At 48.2% G+C, this 25686-nt stretch carries 22 protein-coding genes and 1 other annotated feature; all 22 genes read right to left on the bottom strand.

Annotated features, from left to right (window positions below; all coding sequences use genetic code 11):
• Positions 1-434: 434 nt before the first annotated feature.
• Positions 435-3527: an isoleucine--tRNA ligase gene (gene ileS, locus EI981_RS08690; RefSeq protein WP_126997267.1), complete on the bottom strand. Its 3093-nt coding sequence runs from the start codon at positions 3525-3527 to the stop codon at positions 435-437.
• Between the two features lie 49 nt (positions 3528-3576).
• Positions 3577-3857 (bottom strand) — a binding site (T-box leader).
• A gap of 109 nt (positions 3858-3966) precedes the next feature.
• The gene (locus EI981_RS08685; protein ID WP_126997265.1) at positions 3967-4503 is read right to left on the bottom strand and encodes a DivIVA domain-containing protein; all 537 of its coding nucleotides are present in this window, start codon (positions 4501-4503) and stop codon (positions 3967-3969) included.
• 131 nt (positions 4504-4634) lie between these two features.
• Complete coding sequence (locus tag EI981_RS08680) at positions 4635-5417, bottom strand: YlmH family RNA-binding protein (RefSeq protein ID WP_126997263.1); 783 nt, start codon at positions 5415-5417, stop codon at positions 4635-4637.
• Between the two features lie 8 nt (positions 5418-5425).
• A complete protein-coding gene (locus tag EI981_RS08675; protein WP_068782521.1) occupies positions 5426-5647 on the bottom strand; it encodes a YggT family protein in 222 nt (73 codons plus the stop codon).
• Between the two features lie 63 nt (positions 5648-5710).
• Positions 5711-6163, bottom strand: coding sequence for a cell division protein SepF (locus tag EI981_RS08670; RefSeq protein WP_126997261.1), 453 nt, complete (start codon positions 6161-6163; stop codon positions 5711-5713).
• Entirely contained in the window at positions 6163-6855 is a 693-nt protein-coding gene (locus tag EI981_RS08665; protein ID WP_126997259.1) for a YggS family pyridoxal phosphate-dependent enzyme, read from the bottom strand. The genes EI981_RS08670 and EI981_RS08665 overlap by 1 nt, the downstream gene beginning before the upstream one ends.
• A gap of 7 nt (positions 6856-6862) precedes the next feature.
• Positions 6863-7714, bottom strand: a complete 852-nt coding sequence (pgeF, locus tag EI981_RS08660; RefSeq protein WP_127004491.1) for a peptidoglycan editing factor PgeF — start codon at positions 7712-7714, stop codon at positions 6863-6865.
• A 616-nt stretch (positions 7715-8330) separates the two neighbouring features.
• A complete protein-coding gene (locus EI981_RS08655; protein WP_068782037.1) occupies positions 8331-8666 on the bottom strand; it encodes a YlmC/YmxH family sporulation protein in 336 nt (111 codons plus the stop codon).
• A gap of 142 nt (positions 8667-8808) precedes the next feature.
• On the bottom strand, positions 8809-9591 hold the full coding sequence (gene sigG, locus EI981_RS08650) for an RNA polymerase sporulation sigma factor SigG (protein WP_068782038.1): 783 nt from the start codon (positions 9589-9591) through the stop codon (positions 8809-8811).
• 107 nt (positions 9592-9698) lie between these two features.
• Entirely contained in the window at positions 9699-10421 is a 723-nt protein-coding gene (sigE, locus tag EI981_RS08645) for an RNA polymerase sporulation sigma factor SigE (RefSeq protein ID WP_068782039.1), read from the bottom strand.
• 31 nt (positions 10422-10452) lie between these two features.
• The gene (gene spoIIGA, locus EI981_RS08640) at positions 10453-11439 is read right to left on the bottom strand and encodes a sigma-E processing peptidase SpoIIGA (RefSeq protein WP_126997257.1); all 987 of its coding nucleotides are present in this window, start codon (positions 11437-11439) and stop codon (positions 10453-10455) included.
• Positions 11440-11839: 400 nt separating this feature from the next.
• On the bottom strand, positions 11840-12949 hold the full coding sequence (ftsZ, locus tag EI981_RS08635; protein ID WP_126997255.1) for a cell division protein FtsZ: 1110 nt from the start codon (positions 12947-12949) through the stop codon (positions 11840-11842).
• A 56-nt stretch (positions 12950-13005) separates the two neighbouring features.
• Positions 13006-14256 (bottom strand): cell division protein FtsA, encoded by a 1251-nt coding sequence (gene ftsA / locus EI981_RS08630; protein ID WP_126997253.1) that lies wholly within the window; start codon positions 14254-14256, stop codon positions 13006-13008.
• Between the two features lie 258 nt (positions 14257-14514).
• Positions 14515-15270, bottom strand: a complete 756-nt coding sequence (locus EI981_RS08625) for a cell division protein FtsQ/DivIB (protein ID WP_418789063.1) — start codon at positions 15268-15270, stop codon at positions 14515-14517.
• Positions 15271-15440: 170 nt separating this feature from the next.
• Complete coding sequence (gene murA, locus EI981_RS08620) at positions 15441-16721, bottom strand: UDP-N-acetylglucosamine 1-carboxyvinyltransferase (RefSeq protein ID WP_126997249.1); 1281 nt, start codon at positions 16719-16721, stop codon at positions 15441-15443.
• 16 nt (positions 16722-16737) lie between these two features.
• Positions 16738-17643, bottom strand: a complete 906-nt coding sequence (murB, locus tag EI981_RS08615) for a UDP-N-acetylmuramate dehydrogenase (RefSeq protein ID WP_127004489.1) — start codon at positions 17641-17643, stop codon at positions 16738-16740.
• A gap of 342 nt (positions 17644-17985) precedes the next feature.
• The gene (murG, locus tag EI981_RS08610; RefSeq protein ID WP_126997247.1) at positions 17986-19104 is read right to left on the bottom strand and encodes an undecaprenyldiphospho-muramoylpentapeptide beta-N-acetylglucosaminyltransferase; all 1119 of its coding nucleotides are present in this window, start codon (positions 19102-19104) and stop codon (positions 17986-17988) included.
• Between the two features lie 4 nt (positions 19105-19108).
• On the bottom strand, positions 19109-20206 hold the full coding sequence (gene spoVE, locus EI981_RS08605; protein ID WP_126997245.1) for a stage V sporulation protein E: 1098 nt from the start codon (positions 20204-20206) through the stop codon (positions 19109-19111).
• 49 nt (positions 20207-20255) lie between these two features.
• Complete coding sequence (gene murD / locus EI981_RS08600; RefSeq protein ID WP_126997243.1) at positions 20256-21680, bottom strand: UDP-N-acetylmuramoyl-L-alanine--D-glutamate ligase; 1425 nt, start codon at positions 21678-21680, stop codon at positions 20256-20258.
• A gap of 2 nt (positions 21681-21682) precedes the next feature.
• A complete protein-coding gene (mraY, locus tag EI981_RS08595) occupies positions 21683-22648 on the bottom strand; it encodes a phospho-N-acetylmuramoyl-pentapeptide-transferase (protein WP_126997241.1) in 966 nt (321 codons plus the stop codon).
• A gap of 25 nt (positions 22649-22673) precedes the next feature.
• Positions 22674-24071, bottom strand: a complete 1398-nt coding sequence (locus tag EI981_RS08590) for a UDP-N-acetylmuramoyl-tripeptide--D-alanyl-D-alanine ligase (RefSeq protein ID WP_418789045.1) — start codon at positions 24069-24071, stop codon at positions 22674-22676.
• Positions 24068-25558 (bottom strand): UDP-N-acetylmuramoyl-L-alanyl-D-glutamate--2,6-diaminopimelate ligase, encoded by a 1491-nt coding sequence (locus EI981_RS08585; protein ID WP_126997239.1) that lies wholly within the window; start codon positions 25556-25558, stop codon positions 24068-24070. The genes EI981_RS08590 and EI981_RS08585 overlap by 4 nt, the downstream gene beginning before the upstream one ends.
• Positions 25559-25686: the final 128 nt, after the last annotated feature.

The following is a 25686-nucleotide window of genomic DNA, read 5'->3' as shown; positions in this document are numbered from 1 at the left end:
AAGCTCGTTCTTTGGGTTATTTGTTATTATAGCCTAAGAAGAAGTTCAAAATTCCGCTTTTGATCACGAAGTGAATCAAGAAGAAATCTCGACTTCGAATCTTGAATTCAGCCGGGGCCTCCGGTGCTCACGTACCAACTACGTACGCTCCGCTCCTCAACCCCTAGCTTCATCCAATCTTCTCGGTGCTGAAAACCGGACTTTTGAACCTTTATTGAAACTTGGAAGTTCAAAATTCCGCTTTTGATCACGAAGTGAATCAAGAAGTAATCTCGACTTTGAATCTTGAATTCAGCCGGGGCCTCCGGTGCTCACGTACCAACTACGTACGCTCCGCTCCTCAACCCCTAGCTTCATCCAACCTTCTCGGTGCTGAAAACCGACATTTTGCACTTTTATTGAAACTTGGAAGTTCAAAATTCCGCTTTTGATGTTTAAGCTTCGATGTGAACTCCAATGGTCTTCGTGCCAAGTTCAATCGTCTCCGAACCAGCTGGCTTGCCGAACGACACATCGGTGATCAGTACATTCTCGCGAAGCACATGTTCAAAAGCGACGATCGCGGCCTTCAGCTCATCATCTACATCCAGCGTTAGATGAACTCTCTTCTCAATCGGCAGGTCAAGCTTCTTCCGTGTATCCTGTACAGCACGCACAACCTCACGTACCCATCCCTCTTGCTCGAGTTCTGCAGTAATGTCCGTATTAAGCGCCACGGTCAAGCCATAGCCTGACGCAGAGGCAAAGCCTGATTTAGCTTGCTTCTCAACTAGCAATTCCTCAGAAGTAATATGAAGCTCCTCACCTTCAGGTGAAGTAATATTCATATAACCATCCGTAACGATCTGACGCGTCTGATCAGCAGCCAGGTTCTTGAGATGATTCTGCAGGAAGCCAATGTTCTTGCCATATTTCTTACCGGCAACGCGGAGATTCATTTTAAGCGTAAAGTCAACAAATCCACTATCGCTGTGCTCTACTTCGATCTGCTTCACATTGATCTCATCTTTGATAATCCCTTCGTACTCTGAAAGCGCGAAGTCACGATTCATAGAGACAATCAAGCTGGAGAGCGGCTGACGCGTCTTGATGCCCGTCTCATTACGGACGTTACGAGCCAGCTCGACGATCTGCCGCGCTGTCTCCATATCCTGCTCCAACGCCTCGTCAATCATCGCCTCATCACAAACTGGATAATCAGCAAGATGCACGCTCTCTCCTCCACCCAGATTCGTAAAGATGTCCTCGGCCAGCATAGGTGTGAAAGGTGCCATCAGCTTAGACAAGGTCAGCAGCACATGAGTCAATGTCTGATAAGCCGACAGTTTGTCTTCCCCAAGTCCGCTACCCCAGAAGCGGTCACGCGAGCGACGAATGTACCAGTTACTAAGCTCATCGATGAAGTTTTCAATCGCTTTTGACGTATTCACAAAGTCGTTAACAGCAACACCTTTGTCAACGAGACGAATCAGGCTGTTCAGTCTGGACAGAACCCAGCGATCCAGCTTATTACTGGAAGGACGGTAAGGGTGCTCTTCCGGCTTGTATCCATCAATACCAGCATAAAGGGTCAGGAACGCATGTGTGTTAACAAGTGTATCCACCACTTTAGATTTGGATTCAGCTACAATCCCTTTGGAGAAGCGCTTATTATTCCATGGTGCGCTATCGGACAGCAGCGACCAGCGGAAGGCATCTGTTCCCAGCTCATTAATGATATCCCAAGGGTTAATAACATTACCCTTCGATTTCGACATCTTCAAGCCGTTCTCATCGAGGACAAGACCTGTAGCGATAACCGATTTGTACGGCGCCTTACCGGTGAACAGGGTTGATACGGCCAACAAGCTGTAGAACCAGCCACGTGTCTGGTCAATCCCTTCACAAATCATATCTGCCGGGAATTGGCTAGCGAATGTATCCTCATTTTCAAACGGATAATGATGCTGGGCAAATGGCATGGAGCCACTATCGAACCAGACGTCGATCACTTCCGAGGTCCGCTCCATAACGCCGCCTTCACAATGCGGGCAGCCCACCTTCACTTCATCCACGTACGGTTTATGAAGCTCCAGATTCTCGCTAACCTCACCTACTGCATGAGCACGAAGTTCAGCAAGGCTGTGTGGAGCAAATTGACCGCCGCAATCCGGGCAGACCCAGACATTCAGCGGCGTTCCCCAATAACGGTTACGACTGATATTCCAGTCGACCAATTCCTCAAGGAATTTGCCGAAACGTCCATCACGGATGTGCTCAGGATACCATTGCACCGTATTGTTATTGGCGATCAGCTGATCTTTGACCGCGGTCGTCTCAATGAACCAGCTCTCCATCGCATAATAGAGCAATGGGGATTTACAGCGCCAGCAGAATGGGTAGCTGTGCTCGTACTTTTCCTTACTGTAAAGAAGCCCTTTCTCAGACAGCGTCTTGACGATGTCCAGATCGCAATCCTTAACGAAGCGTCCGGCAAAATCGCTCACTGTATCTGTATAGCAGCCCTGACCGTTCACTACACTAACGAAGCTGATTCCGTTCTCACGGCAGGTCCGATAGTCATCCTCACCGTGGGCAGGAGCCATGTGGACAATACCTGTACCGCTAGTATCGGTAACATAAGAAGCACCGACAATGACATTTATTTTGTCAGCCTGAATATAAGAGAATGGCGGCGTATAGGTTTTGCCGACCAGATCGCTTCCCTTAAGGCTCGATACAATGCTGTAGTCGCCTTTCATGACCTTCTCAACCAGATTCTTGGCGACGATATATACTCCATCCTCTTGCTTCACCCGTACATATTCCATCTCTGGATTAACCGCCAGAGCGACGTGCGCTGGCAAAGTCCATGGCGTTGTTGTCCAAGCGAGCACATATTCACCGCTGTCATCCAGCTTGAATTTAGCCGTGGCACTCAGATCCTTTACATCCTCATAGCCCTGCGCTACTTCATGAGAGCTGAGTGTCGTCTGGCAGCAAGGGCAATAAGGGCTGACGCGATGTCCCCGGTAGAGCAAGCCTTTCTCATGAATCGTGGCTAGGATGTTCCACACGCTCTCGATATAGTTATTTTCCAGCGTAATGTATGGATGATCCAGATCGGTCCAATAAGCGATAGCTTCGGTAAATTCGCGCCATTGCTTCTCATAGCCAAATACGCTGTCCTTACATTTCTTCACGAATTCCTCGACACCGTATTTCTCGATCTCCTGCTTACCGGAAATGCCAAGCTCCTTCTCCACGCCAAGTTCGACCGGCAGTCCATGTGTATCCCAGCCCGCTTTACGAACGACGCGGTATCCCTTCATCGTCTGGTATCTGCCGATAAAGTCCTTGATTACCCGCCCAAGCAGATGGCCAGTATGCGGCAGACCATTCGCGGTTGGCGGTCCTTCGAACAACACATAGTTCGGACGGCCGGCACGATTCTCGATACTCCGCTTGAACGTCTCCTCCTTCGTCCACTTGTTCAAGATGCGCAAATCGCGATTGCGCGCTCCTTCTTTGACATCTACTCTTTGCATCGTAATATTTCTTCCCTTCTTCATGGAAAATAAAAAAAGCCCCGCCCCAAAAAGGGACGAGACTCTAACTCGCGTTACCACCCTTGTTTCATATCGCCAACGTCGCACGCGTTGCTCGTGCGCTCAAGCCATATGACACTCTGCTCCATACATCCATATGGGTTCGGTATAACGGCCGACCGCCGGCAAAGGCTTACTTCTTAAGAATTCAACTTCAGCCCTGCTTCTCCGGGAGGATATTCCGCTTGCGTCCTGAACATTGGCTCTCAGCATATGCCAACTCTCTGCAGATCAAATACGCAACGTACTTGTTCCCATCATCAAATGTCTAATTCAATTGGTGTGCAGCAGCTGCACAATATGATATTATATATAACTTATTGTCATTCGGATGTCAACCTGCAAGCCTACAGGATAGACAGATCTAATTGAACGACTCCTAGTAGATTTCCTTTGCTTCACGTTCACGTTCACGCTCTCGTTCGCGTTCACCATCATACGAACGTTCCAGCTCGCGAGTCTCTAGCGTATCCCAGCCGTCCCCACTTAACAGATCGAGCTGAGCTTCTACCAGAGTGCGGAACCTTGCCCGATAGATGGAGGCCTGCTTCTTCAGCTCCTCTACTTCCATTGCGATCTTGCGAGACTTCGCCAATGCTTCATTCACGATCCGGTCAGCATTCTTCTCCGCTTCCTTCACAATAAGCTGCGATTCCTTCTTGGCATTGTTCTTAACCTCATCGGCAGCTTCCTGCGCAACGATAATCGTCTTACTCAGCGTTTCCTCAATATTGGAAAAATGATCAAGCTTATCTTGCATCGAGAGCAGCTGATTTTGAAGCTCTTTATTCTCTCTAATTACTATTTCATAATCTTTGATGACCTGATCCAGAAATTCATTAACTTCATCTTCATCATAACCGCGAATCCGTCTGGAAAACTCCTTGTTATGTATATCCAGCGGTGTTAATGGCATAACCGCACCTCCAATAGAATTCGATTTTTTCCTCTTCGGAAGGATATTTGCTTTATATAATATACAATCGGACAAATCATTTTCTAGGTTTAGATAATTTCGACAGCAATCCCTGATCTCCTGCTAGAGATTCACACAAATTTGCCAATTTTCACACGAAGTCTGCCTTTTTTTGTCACTCCGTCCGCCTCCAATACTTTGAAACGGCCAAATCCTTGCAGCGCGACAATATCCCCGGCCTTTAACGGAGCCGAAGGATCCTCCTCGGTCTTCCAGTTCACCCGGCAGCGACCAGCCTTGATAGGCACAAGTATTTTGCTACGACTCAAACGGAATACATCACTGGCAATTCCATCGAGGCGCAATGAAGCGACTGTCAGATCCATCTCCTGAAGTTCAGCATTCGCGGGTCTTAGTGCTGACAACTCCATCACTTCAGTCATAACTCCAATCCGGTGTACCTGGCGCAAATGAAGATCAAGATAGTCAGCGATCTCTTCCGTTACGACGACTTGACAGCCGTCTTCATGCACCTGGATATCACCGATTTTATCGCGCTTAAGTCCCAGACCGAGAATAGCGCCTAGGTAATCACCATGCTGTAGGGTTATGAATTTCTGATCGCCCGAAGTGATATTAAGCACCTTCATCTTCATCGGCTCATGATCCAGCTCCCTATAGTCTGGAGCGATGAACGCGCGGCACCTCTCCGCGCCTTCATACCCGCCATCTATCCGCACAGCGACATCAGGGTGGCGATTGGTCAATGACTCCAATATAAAACATTGCCGCGGATCCAAAAAGTCAGTGAGCTTGACTTCATGGTATTCCCCGGCATTAACGACCCATTCGGAGGCGCGATCGACAAATTGACGCTCCTCTGGCTTGAAATGCTCATAAACTTCTATCTTCATTGGCGCCACTACCCAACGAACACATAGTTGAGTACACTGGTTAGTCCTACGGCCGCCAGACGAAGCACAAACAGCGCGACAATCGGCGAAATGTCAATCATCCCCATAATCGGGGGAATGAATCTGCGGAAAGGAGCCAGGAACGGCTCTACTAATTTCCCCAGCAATTCACCGATAAAGCTATCACGAGCATTAGGAAGCCAGGACATTAAAATGTACACAAAAATCATAGTGAAATAAATATTATACGCTATCCATACAACGTTATTGATTGCAACTGAAGACAAGCTGTCTCACCTCATTATTCTGTTATAGTCTATTTCCTCAGATAGTATCTCAGTAATCGCTCCCTGAATCTCAACAGTATCTGGAGTACATAAGAAAATATTGCCGCCTATCTTCGAAATGCTGCCGCTCAAGGCATAGATTGTACCACTGAGAAAATCGATGATCCGCATAGCCTGATCGTTACGGACGCGCTGCAAATTAACAACGACAGAGCGGTGAGATCGCAAATGATCGGCAATTTCCTGAGCCTCGTCATAGGATTTAGGTTCGTACAGCACCATTTTTACATTTTTCTGTGAATGGATGCTAACCACGTTATTTCCTCTCTGATTCTTACGTGTTTCAAAGCTGGGGGTTTCATACTCAGGCTCTTCCAACTGAGAAATTCCTTCGCGTTCCACAATTTCTTCTTCTTCCTGGAGTCCTAAGAAATTCATGAATCGGTTCATAACTCCCATTAATCTTCCTCCCCTTTCCCCACTAAAATAGTACCGAGGCGTACCCAGGTTGCTCCCTCTTCAATCGCTATTTCAAAATCACCTGACATTCCCATAGACAGTTCAGTTAGCGGCTCACGTGTAACCATCTTAGCATTGAGCTCATCGCGCAATTCACGGAGCCTGCGGAATACGGGCCGGGTCAGCTCCGGATCTTCCTCAATAGGAGCCATTGTCATAAGCCCAATGACCTTAATGTGAGTATATCTCTCCATTTCCTGCAGAAAAGCCTCGACTTCGCTGGGTTCAAGCCCTTGCTTGGTAGATTCTCCTGATACATTCACTTGTACAAAAGCGAGCACCTCTACGCCGCTTGCTGCCGCCCGCTTGTCCACTTCCTCTGCCAGCGAAATCCGGTCCAAGGAATGGATATATTTAAATTTACCTACGACATCCTTAACCTTTCTGCTTTGCAGGTGGCCGATAAAATGCCATGCTCCCCGGCCTTGCAGTGCCTCCCATTTGGGTATCGCATTCTGCGGACGATTCTCTCCAATATGAAGAATCCCCTGGTCAAGCACTGTTTGCGTCATCTCAACTGACACATATTTGGTTACGGCGACGATATTTACGTCATTGCGGTTGTGTCCACTGCGGTCGCAGGCCGCCTGAATGCGTTCTTCTACATGCTGTATCCGATCTTGAAGTGACAAGAAAGGATCACCTCTCTTTCATGCCAATCCAGCTCGCCATTCTCCCCGTTACCCCTTGTTCCTTGCGATAAGAGAAGAATTTATCATGATGACAGCTCGTACACCATGATGTACATTCGATATGAGTCGGCAATATTCCTGCTTTTATCATAATAATTCGATTCAATTCTTTCAAGTTCAGCATGAACTTTCCTTCATTTTGCGATGTTTGGGCCACATCTGTAATCAATCCGGACGCCCCAATCTCTCCGAGTGTCTCCCGGACCCTGGACATAACCACGTCATCAACCTCGTAACAGCATTCCCCAATGCTAGGACCAATAGCCGTATGAATATGGTCCGGAGCAGAGCCGAACTCACTCTTCATCGTACCGATCACGGCTTCAGCGATACGCAGAACGGTTCCCTTCCAACCTGCGTGGGCAAGAGCGACAACCCGCTTGACCGGATCGAGAAAGTATAATGGGACACAGTCCGCATAGAAGGACGTCAATAGAATTCCAGGAACATTTGTAACGAGTCCGTCACAATCCTGCAAGGCACCTGCCATGTCCAGATATCCCTTCCCTCGCTCCTCTGCGCTCACCACTGCCACTCGATTCCCATGCACCTGCTGTCCACAGGTCCAAGATTCCGGTTCAAATCCAAGCGATTCGGCAAGTAATCTTCGATTCTGCAGGACCGCCTCTGGATCATCGTTAACATGAAAGGCCAAATTAAGACTATCATAAGGGGCTTTGCTTACCCCGCCGTGTCTGCTGCTAAAGCCCGCGCTCAAGTCAGGCATCATAAGCTGCCAGGAATGAAGCTCGTATCGCTCTGGCTGCTTTCCATTATCGTTCCTAATATATGGTTCCATCATTCATCCCCTCACTCATTTACATATTAGAAGTTGTTCAAAAAAACCGCTTTTGATCACGAAGTAATACTGAAAGCTTATTCGACATCGAATCTTGAATTCACCCGGCCCTTCCGGTGCTCACGTACCAACTACGTACGCTCCGCTCCTCAGACCCTGGCTTTATCCAACCTTCTCGGTGCTGAAAACCGATCTTTTTGAACCTTCATTTTAATGAGGTTGTTCAAAAAAACCGCTTTTGATAAGAAAACCGATCGATGTAATCCTAGGATGAGCGACCGCGATCCAGTGGTTGGTTTTCTTGCGATATAGAATTTCATCAGCCTCCGCTGATAACGAATAAATTCTATATCTAACACGAAGTGAATCGAGAAGTAACTCGACATCGAATCTTGAATTCACCCGGCCCTTCCGGTGCTCACGTACAAACTACGTACGCTCCGCTCCTCAGACCCTGGCTTTATCCAACCTTCTCGGTGCTGAAAACCGATCTTTTTGAACCTTCATTTTAATGAGGTTGTTCAAAAAAACCGCCGGCTTTTTGAAACACGCACTATTATACTATTACAGTGTAACATAATTAGATACTCCCAAGCTCAAAACAAAGCCGCAGCGATTAGCTGCGGCGCTCGGCTCTTCCGTCCCGTTCGATATAGACGGTTGTCTCATACTGCTGTTGAACTTTGGGCTCTCGCAATTCGTCCATTTTTACCAATACGACATCTGCCCCAATCTTGACGATGTTCTTCCACGGAATAACAAGATCGGCGCCTCCTCCGAAAATGCCCATGAACTTCGTGTTGACAGGGATTACGATCGCCTCAATGATTCCCTGGCGGAGATCAAGCTCTAGGTCACTAATATGACCAAGTCTCTTCCCATCGATCACATTGATAACTTCCTTCGTCTGAAAGTCCGATATCTTCATACTCGCCCTCACTACATTCTCCATACTGCCTGCGCCCCCTCGCCACAGCCTCTCGCTCCTATATCATATGACCGGGACGTGTAGAAAAGCACTGTCTGTAACGATGTACAAGCCGCAAAAATAGAAAAGACCCCTTGTTCACAGGGGTCTTCTTACATAAGTTAGGCTAAGACTTTACATGCTTCTGCATTTGTAAGATAGCGGATTTCTCAAGTCTGGATACTTGGGCCTGCGAGATACCAATCTCATCAGCTACCTCCATCTGCGTCTTGCCTTCGAAGAAGCGCATTGACAGAATCATCTTCTCGCGATTGCCAAGCCGCTGCATCGCTTCGCGCAGGGCGATCTCCTCAATCCATGACACGTCTTTGTTCCGGTCGTCGCTAATCTGGTCCATAACATAGATCGGATCGCCCCCGTCATGATAGATGGGCTCGAACAAAGAGACGGGATCCTGAATCGCATCCAGTGCAAACACAACATCTTCCTTAGGTAATCCGAGCGCCTCGGATATTTCAAATATCGTCGGTTCACGAGAGTTCTGGTTCGTTAAGCTGTCCCGCATCTGCAGCGCCTTGTAGGCGATGTCACGCAGGCTGCGCGATACACGGATCGGATTGTTGTCGCGTAGATAGCGGCGAATCTCTCCGATAATCATTGGCACAGCATAGGTTGAAAATTTGACGTTCTGCGATAGATCAAAATTATCGATGGCTTTCATAAGTCCGATGCAGCCGACTTGAAACAGATCGTCTACATACTCCCCCCGATTGTTGAAACGTTGGATGACACTCAGCACGAGTCTGAGGTTGCCATTCACTAACTTTTCTCTGGCTGATCTTACGTGATCCTGCTGTAAAGAGTGGAACAATTCACGCATTTCCGCGTTGGTTAGAACGGGCAATTTTGCGGTATCAACGCCGCAAATCTCGACTTTGTTACGGGTCATCGTGTCTTACCTCCCAAGGAGAAACATTAATGATAAGTATCTCCTTGGACTGTATTTTTATTCCTCCTTCGAGAGGACAAGCTTAGCCTGGGGATGCCCCTCTCGAACTATACCATTTTGTTAAATTCCTTACGCAGCCGCTTAATAATGCGCTTCTCCAGTCTCGAAATATATGACTGGGAGATGCCCAGAAGATCAGCAACATCCTTCTGCGTCTTCTCATCACCATCTACCAGACCGAATCTCAGCTCCATAATCATCCTCTCTCGGTCGCTCAGCTTATCAAGCGCCTTATGCAGCAACTTGCGGTCTACTTGTTCTTCAATGTTGCGATAGATCGTATCATTCTCCGTACCAAGCACATCCGACAGGAGCAGCTCGTTGCCGTCCCAGTCGATATTCAGCGGCTCATCAAAAGACACCTCCGTACGGATCTTGCTATTGCGGCGCAAATACATCAATATTTCATTCTCTATGCAACGAGAGGCATAGGTAGCTAGCTTAATCTTCTTCTCTGGATCAAACGTATTTACCGCTTTTATTAATCCAATCGCCCCGATCGAGACGAGATCTTCAATGTTAATACCTGTATTCTCAAACTTCCTAGCGATGTAGACAACAAGCCGCAAGTTACGTTCGATTAACATCGATCTAATCGCCGAATCCCCTGAAGGGAGACGTTCCAATAAGTACTCCTCTTCCTCACGCGTCAATGGAGGTGGCAGAGCTTCGCTTCCGCCGATATAATAGATTTCTTCACTCTTGAGTCCTAGTATAAATAGCATCCGATAGTACTGCAGCTGCAAGATCAACTTCCACTTTACACGCATGCTCCTGATCCTCCCATGTACCGTTCCTGTTTTAGCCGGCAGAATTCATTCTCATTTCATCCGGTCCTGCCGCCTTAACCGGACTTTCATCGCTCTGCTTACCCTCCGTTAATGCCGGATGAATGATCGCCCGGTACACCCCGTCTGTAGATAGAACTCCTCCATCAAGACCAATGAGAACCCGGGTCGTTATGACCTTGTTCCCCTCTGTAATTACACATACTTCATCCGGCTTCAATGCGATCATGAACTGTGTTCCTTTGCCAACTGCACGATAAGGAATAAGACGCAATCGATCACGCCATAGGAACGCTTCATCATCACTCCAAGTGAGAATGAGGTTGTCCGCATTCTCCATACTCCATCTGCTGCCCGATGTATCCGGCAAGTATTGTTCCCAGAGTGATGCTTCCATCACCATAACCGGCAGACGACTAAAGGGGTCATTAAGCTGGTTACCGGTATCGATCAATCCTGTACAATGAATCGTAGTATCATCAATTCGTACAGTGACTTCCGCTAGACAGGTATCGATCCGTTCCAATCTACGGCGTGCAGACATCACTCCTCGGAACCACAGCAACACCGCAATGAAGGCGATAATCATGAATAATGTTCCTACCTTCAGCGAGAAGCTAAGCCCCCCTGAGGTGGAGTACCAGATCCCATTGAACACCTCACCATAGCTTTGCAGCAAATAGTGAATTCCCAATATTCCCCCGGCTGCTACGAAGTTGATCATGTAGAAAGCCCCCAAATTTCGCAAATAGGATTGCAAACTTTTGAAACCGAAGGCGATCCATAGCATGGCGACCGAGAATAGAAATTTCACAAGGAAGGTATAGAGGAATGATAGTTCCGGCAAGAACATCATAACGACATAAGCAGCCCCAAATGCAGCCGAAGCTGCGAGCCGCCAGAGCACAATTTTTTGTTTTCTCATCCAGGCAGTAACGAGAAGCAGACTCGCATCGATCAGCAGATTGAGCAAAAATATTAAATCGATGTATACAACCAGCCCCGTTCACCGCCCAACACCCTTCTACTAGAGGTAGTTCAAAAAGTCAGCTTTTGTAGACCCTAGCTGCATCCAATCTTTTGGAAATCAGCCTTTTTGAACTCGCCTATTTGAAGAGTAGTAGTTCATAAAGTCCTCTTATGAGGTAAGTCAGGAAGTGCAGTAACGTACATTCAGAAGCTGTAACGAGCACCTCCAACACGTAGATGGTTAACAGTATATAGGCATCTATCTGTGAAGTCTGTCTAAAATTGAATGAAAGTTCGCACTAATTTTGTCGAGCCCATCGATTCGCTAGATTTTGCCGCGACACAGCAATAAAACAGAAGAAAATAAAAAAAGACCTTATCCACTTTAAAAAGGGATAAGGTCTTTGGGGAAGACTTATTGTTCAGGTTATCTACTCCTTGCGGGATCGATTGCGGAGAAAAGTCGGAATATCCAATTGATCCGAGCTATTCTGATGTCCGAATGGACGGAGCCCATTGTTCGAACGGCTTTCCTGTACCTCCGAGACATTGCCGGTCGGATTCACACGTCCAGGATTCACGACAGGTTTGCTCTCGAAGCCTGTTGCGATAACCGTTACTTTAATCTCTTCCTTCAAGTTCTCATCAATGATAGCACCAAAGATCAAATTCACTTCCGGATCTGAAACAGCGTACACGATCTCGGCCGCTTCATTGACTTCATACAGGGACAGGTTGGAACCGCCTGTAATATTCATAATTACGCCGCGGGCGCCTTCGATAGAAGTTTCCAACAGCGGGCTCATAATCGCCTTACGCGCAGCTTCAGAAGCACGGTTCTCGCCAGTAGCCAGACCAATACCCATAAGTGCTGATCCGCGCTCGGTCATAATCGTCTTCACGTCAGCGAAGTCGAGGTTGATCAAGCCTGGTACTGCGATCAAGTCAGAGATGCCTTGCACCGCTTGGCGAAGTACATTATCGGCCTCACGGAATGCTTCCAGCATTGGAGTCTTCTTATCAACTATCTCGAGAAGGCGATCGTTCGGAATCACGATCAGCGTATCTACCTTCTCTTTCAAAGCTTCAATCCCTGCTTCAGCATGCGAAAGACGCTTACGTCCTTCAAAAGTGAACGGACGGGTCACAACGCCGACTGTCAGTGCGCCGCACTCCTTGGCAATCTCAGCGATAACAGGAGCAGCACCAGTACCGGTACCGCCACCCATACCAGCCGTAACGAACACCAAATCGGCGCCCTTCAAAGTATTAGCAATCAAATCACGGGATTCTTCAGCAGCCTTCTTGCCCACTTCCGGGTTGGCTCCAGCGCCAAGACCGCGCGTCAGCTTATCCCCAATCTGCAATTTATGCTCGGATTTAGCCAAATGCAAGGCTTGAGCATCCGTATTCACAGTAATGAATTCTACGCCCTGTACTCCATTCTCGATCATTCGGTTCACAGCGTTGCTTCCGCCACCGCCTACACCGATGACCTTAATTTGAGCCAAGCTCTCCATTTCAAAGTCAAATTCTAACATACTCTTCCATCTCCCCCTCATTGTGCATGGATGGCTCGTCCATTCCTCAGAACCAATTATATGAATTCACTAAATAGGTTTTTCAAACGTTCCATAATCCCTGTTTTCCTTGTCGTTTCCTGCGTGGATACAGGTTTAGTACGGTTTGTAACTTTCTTAGGGCTTGCATTGCTGCGAATCCGAATATTCTTGATGACTTTATAGAGAATTCCGACACCACCCGTAAATCCTGGATCCCGAACACCGATATAATCGGGTACAGCAATCCGCACAGAGGTCGACAATTCTTCCTGAGCAACCTTTAATAAGCCTGGCATCGATGACGTGCCACCCGTAAGAATGTATCCTCCGGGCATATCGCTATATCCGAGTCGCCTTACTTCATCACGAATTAACTGAAAAATTTCTTGTACCCTAGGTTCGGCGATCGCGGCAAGATCCTCCTGTGTGAATTCCTTGTCCACATTGCTGCCGATCCTGGTTACTTTAAACGTGATGTCCGGCGCGGCATCTTCAATCGAGGCACAACCGTACTTCAGCTTAACCTTCTCCGCCTGATCCGTCAGTGTGCGGAGACCGTAAGCAATATCATTCGTTATAAATTCTCCCCCAATCGGAAGCGTGGATGTCGCAACGATCGTGCCGCCTTCAAACACAGCGATCGTTGTGGACCCGGCACCAATGTCTACCAGCACAGAGCCCATCGTTTTCTCGTCTTTGGATAAAGCAAGTTGACCGGCTCCCAGGGATAGTAATACCAGATCGTGAATTTTCAGTCCCGCCTTCTCGACACAGCGAAGCAAGTTATGTATCGCTGTCTTGCTCCCAGTAATGATCGTAGCTTCTACCTCGAGGCGAACACCAATCATTCCACGTGGATCCTTAATCCCTTCCAGACCGTCAACTACATATTGCTTGGCGACCACATCGATAATCTCCCGCTCCGGAGGCAAAGCAATCACTTCCGCTGCCTTAAGAACACGTTCAATATCTTCCTCACCGATTTCCCGGTCTTCATTTTGTACGGCTACTACTCCATGGCTCGTTTGGAGTCCGATATGGTTACCCGAAATGCCGACGTATACTTCTGATATTTGAATACCTACCATCCGTTCCGCGTGATCCACAGCACTGCGAATCGATTGTACGGTCTGGTCAATATCTACAATCGCACCTTTGCGAATACCTTCCGAGTCGGCAGATCCAACCCCAATAATATTAAAGGATCCATTATTAATTTCCCCTATAATAGCACGAACTTTGGATGTACCGATGTCCAAACTAACAATGATGTCATTGTTGCTCAAGCCCTTGGCACCTCCTATTTCCAAATAAATATAATAGCATTAAAAATATACTCTCTAAATAATTCAACGTCAGTTAACCTTTCCCTCTTTTTTCTACAAATTTTTTAATCTCCAAGTTTTACATGAAGGACGATAAACATATCCACCTACACAAATACTATACACGCGACTTATCGCGATCGCCAATTATGCAAAAAACATGAAGAAAAAAGAAGGAGAAAGGAAACTTGTCCATAAAATGTATTTTACCATTGATCGTCACTGATGAGTAGTATCATTTTCACTACTGTCCTGGCTGTAAGGCACATAGGAGTCGGCCTCCAGCATCGTTAATGTCCCTGGATCCTGAACTTCCAGAATCATATTCATATATTCAACCTTAGCAGGCAGTAACGAGATCGCAGATATCACCTCAAAATGAGATCTGGTATAAATCTTGATCCGGTCAGGATAGGACAATGTTGGCGAAGGGGTGATCTCGGAAATATCCGAAGTCAGCGAGTCTGGAATTTGAGCCAATGCCGTGCACAGCTTACCTAGATTAGGATCATCGGACTCCCACCCCGTCAGAATCGGCTTCTCCATCGGCATAGTCCCGTTCTTCATTTCGATAACCGTTCCATTCGCCAAGAACCCCTTGAGCGAGCCATCCGAAGTTAATTGATAAGCGGCCAGAGGGTATTCTTTGATCGTGATCGTTATTGATCCGGGGAACGACTTCTTAACCGTAGCCGTCTCGACTGATGAAAGCTTGGCGAGCCTTGCTTCAATCTTGTCAGAGCTTGTCCCGAAGAAGGGCTCACCAATCTCAAGACCGCTGATACTCAGCATCTCTTTCTCCGTCGCAAATATATTGCCTTGAAACTTAATGTCCGAGATTTTACTTAATGAGGAGCGAAAAAAAAGGACGCATAGTATGGCAATAAATAAAAAAATGAGAATCACCATAATTTTACGGCTGCTTTTCTTTTTCGATGTTGGCTCCTTAAGAATAGGCACATTTACTTTTAATATCATATTTTCTTTCTCCGCAAAATACTATTCTTAATATAAACATAATTTCGATACTACCATAAGCGCATGTTCCAAAAGTACGACACTTTCAATTACTTGTTCAAAGACCAGTTTCCAGCACTAAAGCCTTATATCCCCTCCACGGGAGGGGAATCCAGGCACCAAATCTTTTAAGCTAGGTCCAATTGTTTCAGCGCGGTATTTTCCCGGCGCATAACGCCCCCCAGCCGCCCAAACATCTGCTCAATGTGTTCGTATCCACGATCGATATGATGAATCTGTTCCACGACTGTCCTGCCCTGAGCGGCAAGACCGGCAATGACCAATGCGGCACCTGCCCGCAAATCAGTCGCTTCTACTGTCGCTCCGTATAATCTAGGTACACCGCGTATGAAGGCCGTATTCAAATCAACCGAAATATCGGCTCCCATCCGCGCCAATTCATCGACATGCCTGAGCCTGCCTTCGAAGACCGTCTCTTTCATCAGGCTAAGCCCATCCGCAAGAGACAGCAGCACCATCACCTGGGACTGAAGATCAGTCGGAAAAGAAGGATAGGGAGAAGTAATAATCTTCTCAACCGCTTTGGGCCTTCCATTGCTGCTCACGGATATTATATCATTATCTGCACCTATTTGAACACCAGAGCGGCGTAGCACATGGATCAGAGACGTTAGATGAGCAGGATTGCTATGTGTCACCGTTATGCTTCCCCGTGTTGCCGCCGCCGCGATTAACGCGGTTCCTGCGACAATCCGGTCAGGAATAATCTCATACTCGCAGGGCTCGAGGGAAGCTACCCCCTGAATCGTTATCGTATCTGTTCCGGCGCCGATAATGTTAGCCCCCATCATATTCAAGAAGCGCTGCAGATCCTGAATTTCAGGCTCACGTGCAGCATTGGTAATAACGGTTGTTCCTTCAGCAAGCACAGCGGCCATCATAATATTCTCCGTCGCCCCGACGCTGGGAAAGTCCAGATGAATATCATTGCCAATCAGCCTGGTGGCCCTGCACCATATTTGATGATCATTCTCTTCAATTTTTGCTCCGAGCGCCGCAAGCCCCCGTAAATGCAAATCTATCTTTCTTTCCCCGATCGCACAACCACCCGGCTGATAGATGCAAACCTCTCCGAACCGAGCCAGCAAAGGACCCATGAGGAAAATAGACGATCTCATTTGCTTCATCAAGTCCTCCGGCACATGGCTAGAATTGGCTCCACTAGTGTCAAGGTTGATGGTATCACCTTGCTGAACTGCTACACATCCCAGTCGGCTCAGTATGCCGAGCATCACGTCAATATCGAGCAGACAAGGGACATTGCGAAGCTGCACCTGGCCCTCACACATCAGGCTTGCAGCCATTATAGGCAGTGCGGCATTTTTCGCTCCATGGATACGTATGGATCCCGACAAGGGCCTCCCGCCTTCGATCACCAATTTGTCCAATGTATCACCTCCGAGTTTACCGTTCGCCCACGAAGAATACCTCAGGCACCAAATGAACCCCATATTTCGAGGCGATGGTGTTCTTAATCTGCTCCATAAGCGAAAGAACGTCCTCTGCTGTTGCTTGCCCGGTATTGATGATGAAATTGGCATGCAGCCTAGATACTTCGGCCCCGCCTACCCGCATTCCTTTTAATCCCGCCTCCTCAATCAGCCTAGCGGAATAATCACCCGGCGGATTGCGGAACACACTGCCCGCGCACGGCTGCTGCAACGGCTGGGTCTTACGGCGACGGTCCTTATATGCAGCCATCGCGGCAGCAATTTCAAGACGGTCACCTTCCTTAAGCTCAAGGCAGGCACGTATGACAATGCCAGGTTGCTCCTGCAATCTAGAATGGCGGTAAGAGAACCTCATATCCTCCGCATTACAGGTAACCAATTCACCTGTCTCCAGAACAATTTCAGCGGATTTGAATATGCGTGACAAATCAGACCCGTGAGCGCCAGCGTTCATGTAGACAGCTCCCCCCACCGTGCCGGGAATGCCTCCTGCGAATTCCAGACCAGTCAAGCCCTGCTTGCCTGCCATAATACTCAATCTGACGAAGGAAGCACCGCCTTCGGCCCAGGCTTCATTGCCATTAAACCGGATCTCTTCGAATTCCTTCCCGAGCTTGATCACCGCGCCGCGGATGCCCTTGTCAGAGACAAGCATATTAGAGCCCTTACCGATCATCATCCAGGGAATTTGCTGCTGATGCAGTGCGGTCATAAGACGTGCCAATTGTTCTGCATTTTCAGGAACGATCAGGGCATCTGCTGGACCCCCAATCTTCCAAGTCGTGTATCTGGACATGGGTTCGTCCGGCAGGATCTCTCCGACATCAAGCTGCGATAATTCCCCCAACCATTGCTGCATCCTATAGTCCCCCTTTGATCCTGCACATAGGCCGACCTTATCGGCAACCCTTTCGTCCCAGGCATATAAATTGCCATGGACACCAGACACTGCCTGCAGCCAAGCTGAACTTGCCAAGAACGCTCCCTCCTGTACGGTCGCATTAAGTGAGTGTTCAAAAAGTCTGGTTTTCAGCACCGAAAAGGTTGGATTAAGTAGGTGGACTTTTTGAACTTTCTTCTAACGATTGTCACGATGTATAGGGTATCTTATGCCTTCCTACCCTAGAGTGTGACAATAGCCCAGATTGCCGCTTACAGGCTCGTCTTAGCTGGCTGCTACATTCGGCCCAAGGATCCTATTCTAGGCTTTTGCTTGTTTGCTGGACAACCTCTTCATCTCGGCCACGATCAACTGTGCCGAATCCGGCTTGCCAAGACCACGCGAAGCGGCAGACATGGCTGTATGCAGGTTGGCATCCTGCATAATTCGCCGGATACCTTCAAACAGCCCTTGGCCGGTAAGATCCGGCTCCAGGATCACTTCGGCCGCACCGGCTTTCTCCAATGATCTGGCATTCTTCTCCTGATGGTTGTTCGTCACATTCGGCGAAGGGATCAGAATGGAAGGTAAGCCGAGCGAAGTGATCTCAGCCAGGAAGGAAGCCCCGGCTCGGTTAACGATCAAGGAGGTTGCTGCAAGCACCTCAGGCATATTGTGAACATAAGGGAGAATCAGTAAATTACCAGGCAGACCGCCCAGCTTGCTCTCAATCGATTTCAGCGTTGGTTCGTAATAGTTATTACCTGTTACATAGACGAAGGTGATGTCCGGCAAATTATTCAATTCCGTAGCCATTTGCACCATCGCCTCATTGATAGCTCTCGCCCCTTGACTACCGCCAACAAGCACCACAATTGGACGGTCCTTGGACACGCCCAATGATTCATATCCTTTATTCTTATTCGCTGATACGACCGTAGTCGCACGTGGATTTCCTGTATAGATTACATGCTTGCTTCCTGGGAACAAGGACATCGATTCATCGAAGCTTACTGCAACGGTATCTACATACTTGCTCAAAAAGCGATTCGTTAATCCTGGAACTGCATTCTGCTCGTGGATCATTGACGGAATGCCCAGCTTCGCGGCCGCATATACGACCGGACCGCATACATATCCACCTGTACCGATCACAACGTCCGGTTTGAACTCACGCAGCATCTGCTTGGATTGTTGAACCCCTTTTAGGAAGCGCATGACTGTCTTCACATTTTCAAAAGATAATTTACGGCGAAAGCCCGTGATCTCAATCGACTTAAAAGCGATATCCGCCTTCGGTACGATCGAACTCTCCAAACCTTTCTGTCCACCGATATATAGAAATTCAGAGTTAGGCTCCTCTAGAGCACATTGATTAGCAACGGCAAGTGCCGGGTAGATATGTCCTCCCGTACCACCGCCGGTCAATACGACGCGCATACCTTCACCTCGCAAAACGGGATAAATTAAGTAAAATGCCTAGAGCTGTAAGCATTAAGGTCAACGATGAGCCACCGTAGCTTATCAGCGGCAAAGTGATGCCTGTAACTGGCATAAGGCCGATTACTACACCGATATTAATAACAACCTGAACCCCTACCATACCAACGATCCCGACCGCAAGCAAACTTCCAAACGCATCATCAATCGTCATCGCGACTCTCATACCACGCCAGATTAGGATCAGGAATAACATCAGAACGAGCAATCCACCGATGAAGCCAAGCTCCTCCGCTAAGATCGAAAATATAAAGTCCGTCTGGGGCTCCGGTACATAGCTATATTTCTGTCTGCTCATCCCCAGTCCCAAGCCAGCTAGGCCGCCGGGACCAATCGCGTACAGGGACTGAATAATCTGATAACCCGCACCCAGAGGATCGGACCATGGATCAAGAAATGCCGTAATTCTCGCCAAGCGGTAAGGTGCGGCCAGAATAAGTCCGACAAAGCCGATAGCACCCACGGCTGCTAGTCCAGCCAGGTGCTTGATTCTCGCACCAGCCGTAAATACGATCAACATCGAGGCTCCCAGCATTACTGTACCGGTACCCAGATCCGGCTGTAGCATAATCGTGCCAAAGGCTAGACCAATGATGCCGAGCGGAGGCAGCAGGCCTCTCGTAAAATGAGTGATTCTATAATCCTCCTTACTGAGCCAATAGGACAGAAAGAGAATCATGCCAAGCTTCATAAATTCAGAGGGCTGAATACCGAACGAGCTAATGCCTAGCCAGCTTCTCGCTCCGCCCCTAACTACGCCAATTCCCGGAATCAATACGATGACCAGCAGGGCGAAGCAGACGATCAGCCCTATTTTTGCATATCTCTTCAACAAGCGATAATCAAAGTTCATCGTAAAGAACATGGCCACCAGGCCAAGAACAGCAAATAAAGCCTGACGCTTCACAAAATAAAAGGGATCTCCGTAATCATGAAAACCGAGCACAGAGCCCGCGCTATATACCATTACAATTCCGATCGTCAGCAGGGACAAAATACTGGCTAGTAGCCAGAAATCCGGCGCCTTTCGGCTCTTATTCATCGTGGCAGCCACCTTTTTAAGGAAAGTAGGGGCTTTTCCACCCCCCTACTTAAAGGGTATGCACCGCCTCTTTAAAAATGCGTCCACGCTCTTCATAGGAACTGAACATATCCCAGCTTGCACAAGCCGGAGATAGTAAGACAATATCTCCAGGGCTAGCGAGTTCTGCAGCCTGCAAGATCGCCTTCCTTAGCGTGGAGGCGGCACTGTCAACATTATCGACAATGACGATATCGGTTAGACCTGCAAGCTGTGCGACCTTGGCGATTTTCTCCTTCGTCTGTCCAAGCGCAACCACCGCTTTCACTTTCTTCTCGAAGGCCGGCAGCAGCTCCATGTAATCAGAGCCACGATCTAGCCCTCCTGCGATCAATACGATTGGTTTGTTCAGAGCCCCAAGCGCATTGATCGTTGCTTTGCCATTCGTCGCTTTGGAGTTATTGTAATAGGCTACCTTATGCTTCACTTCCACAAATTCGAGCCGATGCTCCACCCCTTTGAATGTACGCAAAGGCTCAGTAAGCCGCTCGGACTCCGCACCTGCCGCTATGGAAGCGGCGATCGCAGCCATTGCGTTCCCCACATTGAAGCGGCCGAGCAGGCCGATTTCTTCCACTGTAATAATCGGCTTGATATGTCCGTCCTTATCGCGATATACAACAGTTCGCTCCAATTCATCATCGACTTCGGAAATATAGGACGGCGTAACGAATACACCCTCGATTCTTAATTCCTCTGTCATCGAGAATGGAATTAATCTCGCCTTCAAGTGAGGGACTAACTCGCGGCAGACGGGGTCATCCCAGTTTACGACAGCGATGTCGTCCGCTGTCTGATTGGCGAACAGCTTCGTCTTGGAAGCGACATAATCCTCCATTGAGCCATGATAATCCAGATGCGTCTCGGCAACATTAAGCAGCACAGCCACTTTGGGCTTAAAGTCTTTGGTGCCCTTTAGCTGGAAGCTGCTGAGCTCAGCTACAAGCCAATTCTCTTCCACGGACTGCTCGGCAGCTTCACAGAGCGGTGTACCGATATTTCCCGCAACAATCGGATTAAGTCCGGCAGCATTCAACATATTGCCGATCCAAGTAGTTGTCGTCGTCTTCCCATTCGAACCGGTAATGCCGATGATCGGTGCTTGACTTAGATGATAGGCCACCTCTACCTCAGTTACAACATCGATGCCGAGCTCCAGCGCCTGAACGACAGGTGGAGCGCTGTACGGGATGCCCGGGTTCTTCACCACAAGTTCTACAGACGAAGAAATAAGTCCGTCCGGATGTCCTCCGCATACAACAGAAATTCCCAAAGCCTCTAGTTCAGAAGCTTCGGGACTCTCTTCTCGCGTCTTCCTATCATTTACTGTAACTAGGGCTCCATAATGATGAAGGCTCTTGGCAACCTGTACACCGCTTTTTGCTAAACCGAGGACGACAACTTGTCGTCCCCGATACTGTTCTGGATGATTCATCTCTACAACCCCTTGTTCAAATAAAGTCCAACGACAGCTAGCACGAGGCCGACCGCCCAAAATGTCGTAACAACACGCCATTCCGACCAACCTGACAGCTCGAAATGGTGATGTATCGGGCTCATTTTAAAAATTCTTTTGCCGCGTGTCTTGAAAGAGATTACCTGCAATACGACCGACAGCATCTCAATAACGAAAACGCCGCCGATGACTAAAAATAGCAGTTCACTCTTCGTTACGATCGCAATTCCGGCAATCGCCCCGCCGATGCCAAGCGAACCAGTATCGCCCATAAACACCTTGGCCGGGTGCGCGTTGAACACTAGAAATCCAATCACCGCCCCGATCATAGCCGCCGCGCAGACTGCTGCTACCATGGAAGTAGCCTGCATGGCGATAATTGCATACGCGCCGAAGGCAATGCCGCTAACACCGGACAGAAGGCCATCGAGGCCATCTGTGAAATTGACCGCATTGCTGATCGCCAGCATCATCAGAATAATAAAGGGATAATAGAACCAAGGTCCTAAATCGAAGGCGAAGTCCGTTCCTGGAATGCCAATCGCTGTGCTATGTCCTTCCGATATAAGCAATGCTGTAATAATACCGGCGAATAGTAGTTGACCAAATAGTTTCTGCTTAGGTGTCAGTCCCAGGGATCGTTTGAATACAATTTTAATGTAATCATCAAGAAACCCTACCAGCCCAAAGCCCAGAGTAGCTACCAGCAAGACATAGAAGTCTGTGTTCACTACCGAGAATTTCAAATATGCGATCGTAAAAGCTAATATAATGACAACTCCGCCCATTGTAGGCGTGCCTGCTTTCTTCTGATGACTCTGCGGCCCTTCTACGCGAATTTGCTGACCGAATTTCATCCGTCGCAATAAAGGGATTAATAGAGGGGCTGATATGACAGCCAAAATGAAAGATACTCCAATCGTTAATAAGATAAGTCCGTAATCCATGGGATCACCCTCCTCTCGCCGGTAATTATTGATGTAATTTGCTATGTTTGACCGCTTCGACGACTTCTTCAAGCTTCATTCCGCGTGAGGCCTTCACCAGTACAACATCCTTCGGATGAAGTACACTGATTAATTTATGAATAAGCTCGCTTTTATCATCGTATGCATAAATATTGTCCGGAGCGAGGTGTTTCTTCGCCCCTACAGCAATTTCCTTGCCCAGGCGCCCGTACGTAAACAACAAATCCGTATTCTCCGTTGTTAAATACTCTCCCACTTCTTGATGGAACTGCACTTCATCCTCTCCGAGCTCAAGCATATCCCCGAGTACGGCGATTTTGTTCCGATATCCCTTCATCTTGTTCAGCACATTAACCGCTGCTCTCACAGATGTAGGGCTCGCATTATAGGCATCGTTCAGAATAGTAACCCCATTCGCGCCTTCAATGATCTCAATCCGCATCCCAGTTAGCTCCGCATGCTTAAGGCCTTCTTTCATATTGGCCTCCGTTACGCCATAGTGTCTGGCAACCGCAAGTGCTGCAAGGCAATTTACAACATTATGCTCGCCAAGAAGCGGCAGCTCCAGCGGCGTCTCCCCAACGTTCGGGGTGAACATGGTGCCATGCTCCAGGAACATGATTCCGCTCGGATAAATATCATGATTTCCATTTACACCAAAAGTCAGTGTATGCAGCTGCTCCGGTTTTGGTGTATTCGGATCAGCCAGCACCTCGGTAATTAAAGGTTCATCGCCAATGTATATGAACAAGCCGCCCGTCTTCATTCCTGACAGAATCTCTAGCTTGGCGCGGGCAATCTCAAGACGGGAACCGAGTTGCTCCAAATGTGATTCGCCGATATTGGTAACGATGGCCGCCTCCGGTTCAGCGAGCTTTGAAAGAAATTCGATTTCATAGCGGCCGCTCATGCCCATCTCAAGCACAGCTATCTCGGTATCCTCCGGCATATCCAGGATGGTAAGCGGCATCCCAATATGATTGTTATAGTTGCCGCTCGTCTTATGCACTTTATAAGTAGTAGCCAGTAGGGCAAACAACAGGTCCTTAGTCGTCGTCTTCCCGTTGCTGCCGGTAATTCCGACTACCTTAGCGCCTACGGCAGCGAGATAGCTCTTAGCGAGGAGTTGCATCGCTTCAAGGGCGTTGTCGACCAGAACAGCCGGTCCTGGAGGGTTGCCTTTAGCCCGTTCCCATAATGCGGCGCCCGCCCCGCTTGCCAGACTGTCTGCCACGAAGGCGTGTCCGTCGAATCTCTCACCAGATAGAGGCACGAATAGGCAACCCTGCTGAATATGTCTGGAATCAGTAATCACTCCATGAATTATTAAGTTGTTATCATCGGCATTAGCCACCTGTCCACCGCACATGGCGGCAATGTCCGCTAATTTTCTTTTTATCACTTTACTAAACCCCTTATCGCTTCTTTGGCAATGAGACGATCATCAAAATCATGTACTTCCTTACCAATGATCTGATAGGTCTCATGTCCTTTCCCCGCAATCAATACTACATCGTCATGGCTTGCCATTTCAATAGCCTTTTGAATCGCTGCATGGCGGTCTACGATCAGTTCATAACGATCGAGCGGAATATTGTCTTCTATAAGTCCTGCCTCGATATCTTTCAATATCAATACTGGGTCCTCTGTCCGCGGATTATCCGATGTGATAATAACGTGATCTCCGTACTTTGCTGCGATCTTGCCCATGATTGGACGCTTCTTCCGGTCCCGGTCTCCGCCGCAGCCAAACACGCAAATGACCCGGCCTTTGGCAAATTCATTGACCGTGCGCAGTACATTCTCTAGACCGTCAGGAGTATGAGCGTAATCCACGATAACCGTAAAGGATTGGCCCTCGTCTACAGCTTCTACCCGGCCTTCAACCCCCTTGATCGATTCCAGACTCTCCTTGATGCTCTCAAGCGGAATGCCTTCCAATAAAGTTGTTGCGATAGCAGCCAAGGCATTATATACATTGAATTTGCCGACCATACGCAAAGTAATGTCCGCACTGCCGCGGAAAGTCTCTATATGGAAGGTGGTTCCCCGCGCTGTCACAGAGATGTTCGAGGCTTTAACGTCTGCTTGATGGTCTACCCCATACGTAATCGTCTCTGCCGAGGTCAGCTTAGCAAAGTAATCAGAAGCCGCATCATCCACATTCAACACCGCATAACTCCGTTCAGTCGGATCTTGCGGATACTCATTACCAAGACGTGAGAAGAATAATCCCTTTGCTGCCCTGTATGCCTCCATCGTCTCATGATAATCCAGATGGTCCTGGGTCAGGTTAGTAAACACGGCTGTACGGAAATGTGTACCCTTTACCCGGCCCTGTTCAAGCGCATGAGAGGATACCTCCATCACGCAATGAGAAGCGTCTTCTTGTACCATTTCGTGCAGGTAGCGCTGCAAATCCAGCGCTTCCGGAGTCGTCCGCGGCATAGGAACTGCCTTTCCATCAAAGCGGCGCTCGATCGTACCGATCAACCCCGGCTTCATCCCCTGATCCAGCAATATACGCTCAATCAAATAGGTTGTTGTCGTCTTCCCGTTCGTTCCAGTAATACCGATTGCTTTCAAATGATTGCTGGGATAATCAAAAAATATATTACCAAGTACTGCCATGGCGAGACGGCTGTCCTTCACTTTGAGCTGCGGCAGCGGAACCTCTTCCAGGAAGCGCTGTACGACCAGCGCACTAGCCCCCTGCTCAGCTGCCTGCTTCGCATATTGATGGCCGTCAACGGTATGTCCCGGCAGACAAAGGAACAGATCGCCACGATTCACTTGTCTGGAATCAAAGCAGATCCCCTGACAATCTACGTTCTCATCTCCCGAAATTTCCGAAGCTATTAAATAAGTTGCTAAATCTTTAAGCAGCATATGTTACCCCTCCGTCAACATCTTACCGATATTTATAGTATCGCCAAAACAAATTCAATTCAGGATATTATTTCACTGAAATGAGAAGTTGGTGGTACAGTATTCTCCCGTCTACCAATCTCCTTATT

This window comes from Paenibacillus lutimineralis, assembly GCF_003991425.1.
Lineage (GTDB): Bacteria > Bacillota > Bacilli > Paenibacillales > Paenibacillaceae > Fontibacillus > Fontibacillus lutimineralis.
The sequence above is the reverse complement of the archived record's forward strand: the minus strand, read 5'-3'. Positions and strand labels throughout refer to the sequence as shown.

What these genes read in the sequence shown, in the direction of transcription:
- spoVE (WP_126997245.1), bottom strand. Translation starts at nt 20,206, where the DNA reads ATGAATAAGAGCCGAAAGGCGCCGGATTTCTGGCTACTAGCCAGTATT.
- murD (WP_126997243.1), bottom strand. Translation starts at nt 21,680, where the DNA reads ATGAATCATCCAGAACAGTATCGGGGACGACAAGTTGTCGTCCTCGGT.
- sigG (WP_068782038.1), bottom strand. Translation starts at nt 9,591, where the DNA reads ATGACCCGTAACAAAGTCGAGATTTGCGGCGTTGATACCGCAAAATTG.
- EI981_RS08585 (WP_126997239.1), bottom strand. Translation starts at nt 25,558, where the DNA reads ATGCTGCTTAAAGATTTAGCAACTTATTTAATAGCTTCGGAAATTTCG.
- mraY (WP_126997241.1), bottom strand. Translation starts at nt 22,648, where the DNA reads ATGGATTACGGACTTATCTTATTAACGATTGGAGTATCTTTCATTTTG.
- pgeF (WP_127004491.1), bottom strand. Translation starts at nt 7,714, where the DNA reads ATGGAACCATATATTAGGAACGATAATGGAAAGCAGCCAGAGCGATAC.
- murB (WP_127004489.1), bottom strand. Translation starts at nt 17,643, where the DNA reads ATGCAGCAATGGTTGGGGGAATTATCGCAGCTTGATGTCGGAGAGATC.
- ftsZ (WP_126997255.1), bottom strand. Translation starts at nt 12,949, where the DNA reads ATGTTAGAATTTGACTTTGAAATGGAGAGCTTGGCTCAAATTAAGGTC.
- EI981_RS08680 (WP_126997263.1), bottom strand. Translation starts at nt 5,417, where the DNA reads ATGAAGATAGAAGTTTATGAGCATTTCAAGCCAGAGGAGCGTCAATTT.
- EI981_RS08655 (WP_068782037.1), bottom strand. Translation starts at nt 8,666, where the DNA reads ATGGAGAATGTAGTGAGGGCGAGTATGAAGATATCGGACTTTCAGACG.
- sigE (WP_068782039.1), bottom strand. Translation starts at nt 10,421, where the DNA reads ATGCGTGTAAAGTGGAAGTTGATCTTGCAGCTGCAGTACTATCGGATG.
- EI981_RS08675 (WP_068782521.1), bottom strand. Translation starts at nt 5,647, where the DNA reads ATGATTTTTGTGTACATTTTAATGTCCTGGCTTCCTAATGCTCGTGAT.
- EI981_RS08685 (WP_126997265.1), bottom strand. Translation starts at nt 4,503, where the DNA reads ATGCCATTAACACCGCTGGATATACATAACAAGGAGTTTTCCAGACGG.
- ileS (WP_126997267.1), bottom strand. Translation starts at nt 3,527, where the DNA reads ATGCAAAGAGTAGATGTCAAAGAAGGAGCGCGCAATCGCGATTTGCGC.
- EI981_RS08670 (WP_126997261.1), bottom strand. Translation starts at nt 6,163, where the DNA reads ATGGGAGTTATGAACCGATTCATGAATTTCTTAGGACTCCAGGAAGAA.
- murG (WP_126997247.1), bottom strand. Translation starts at nt 19,104, where the DNA reads ATGCGCGTCGTATTGACCGGCGGTGGTACGGGAGGACATATCTACCCG.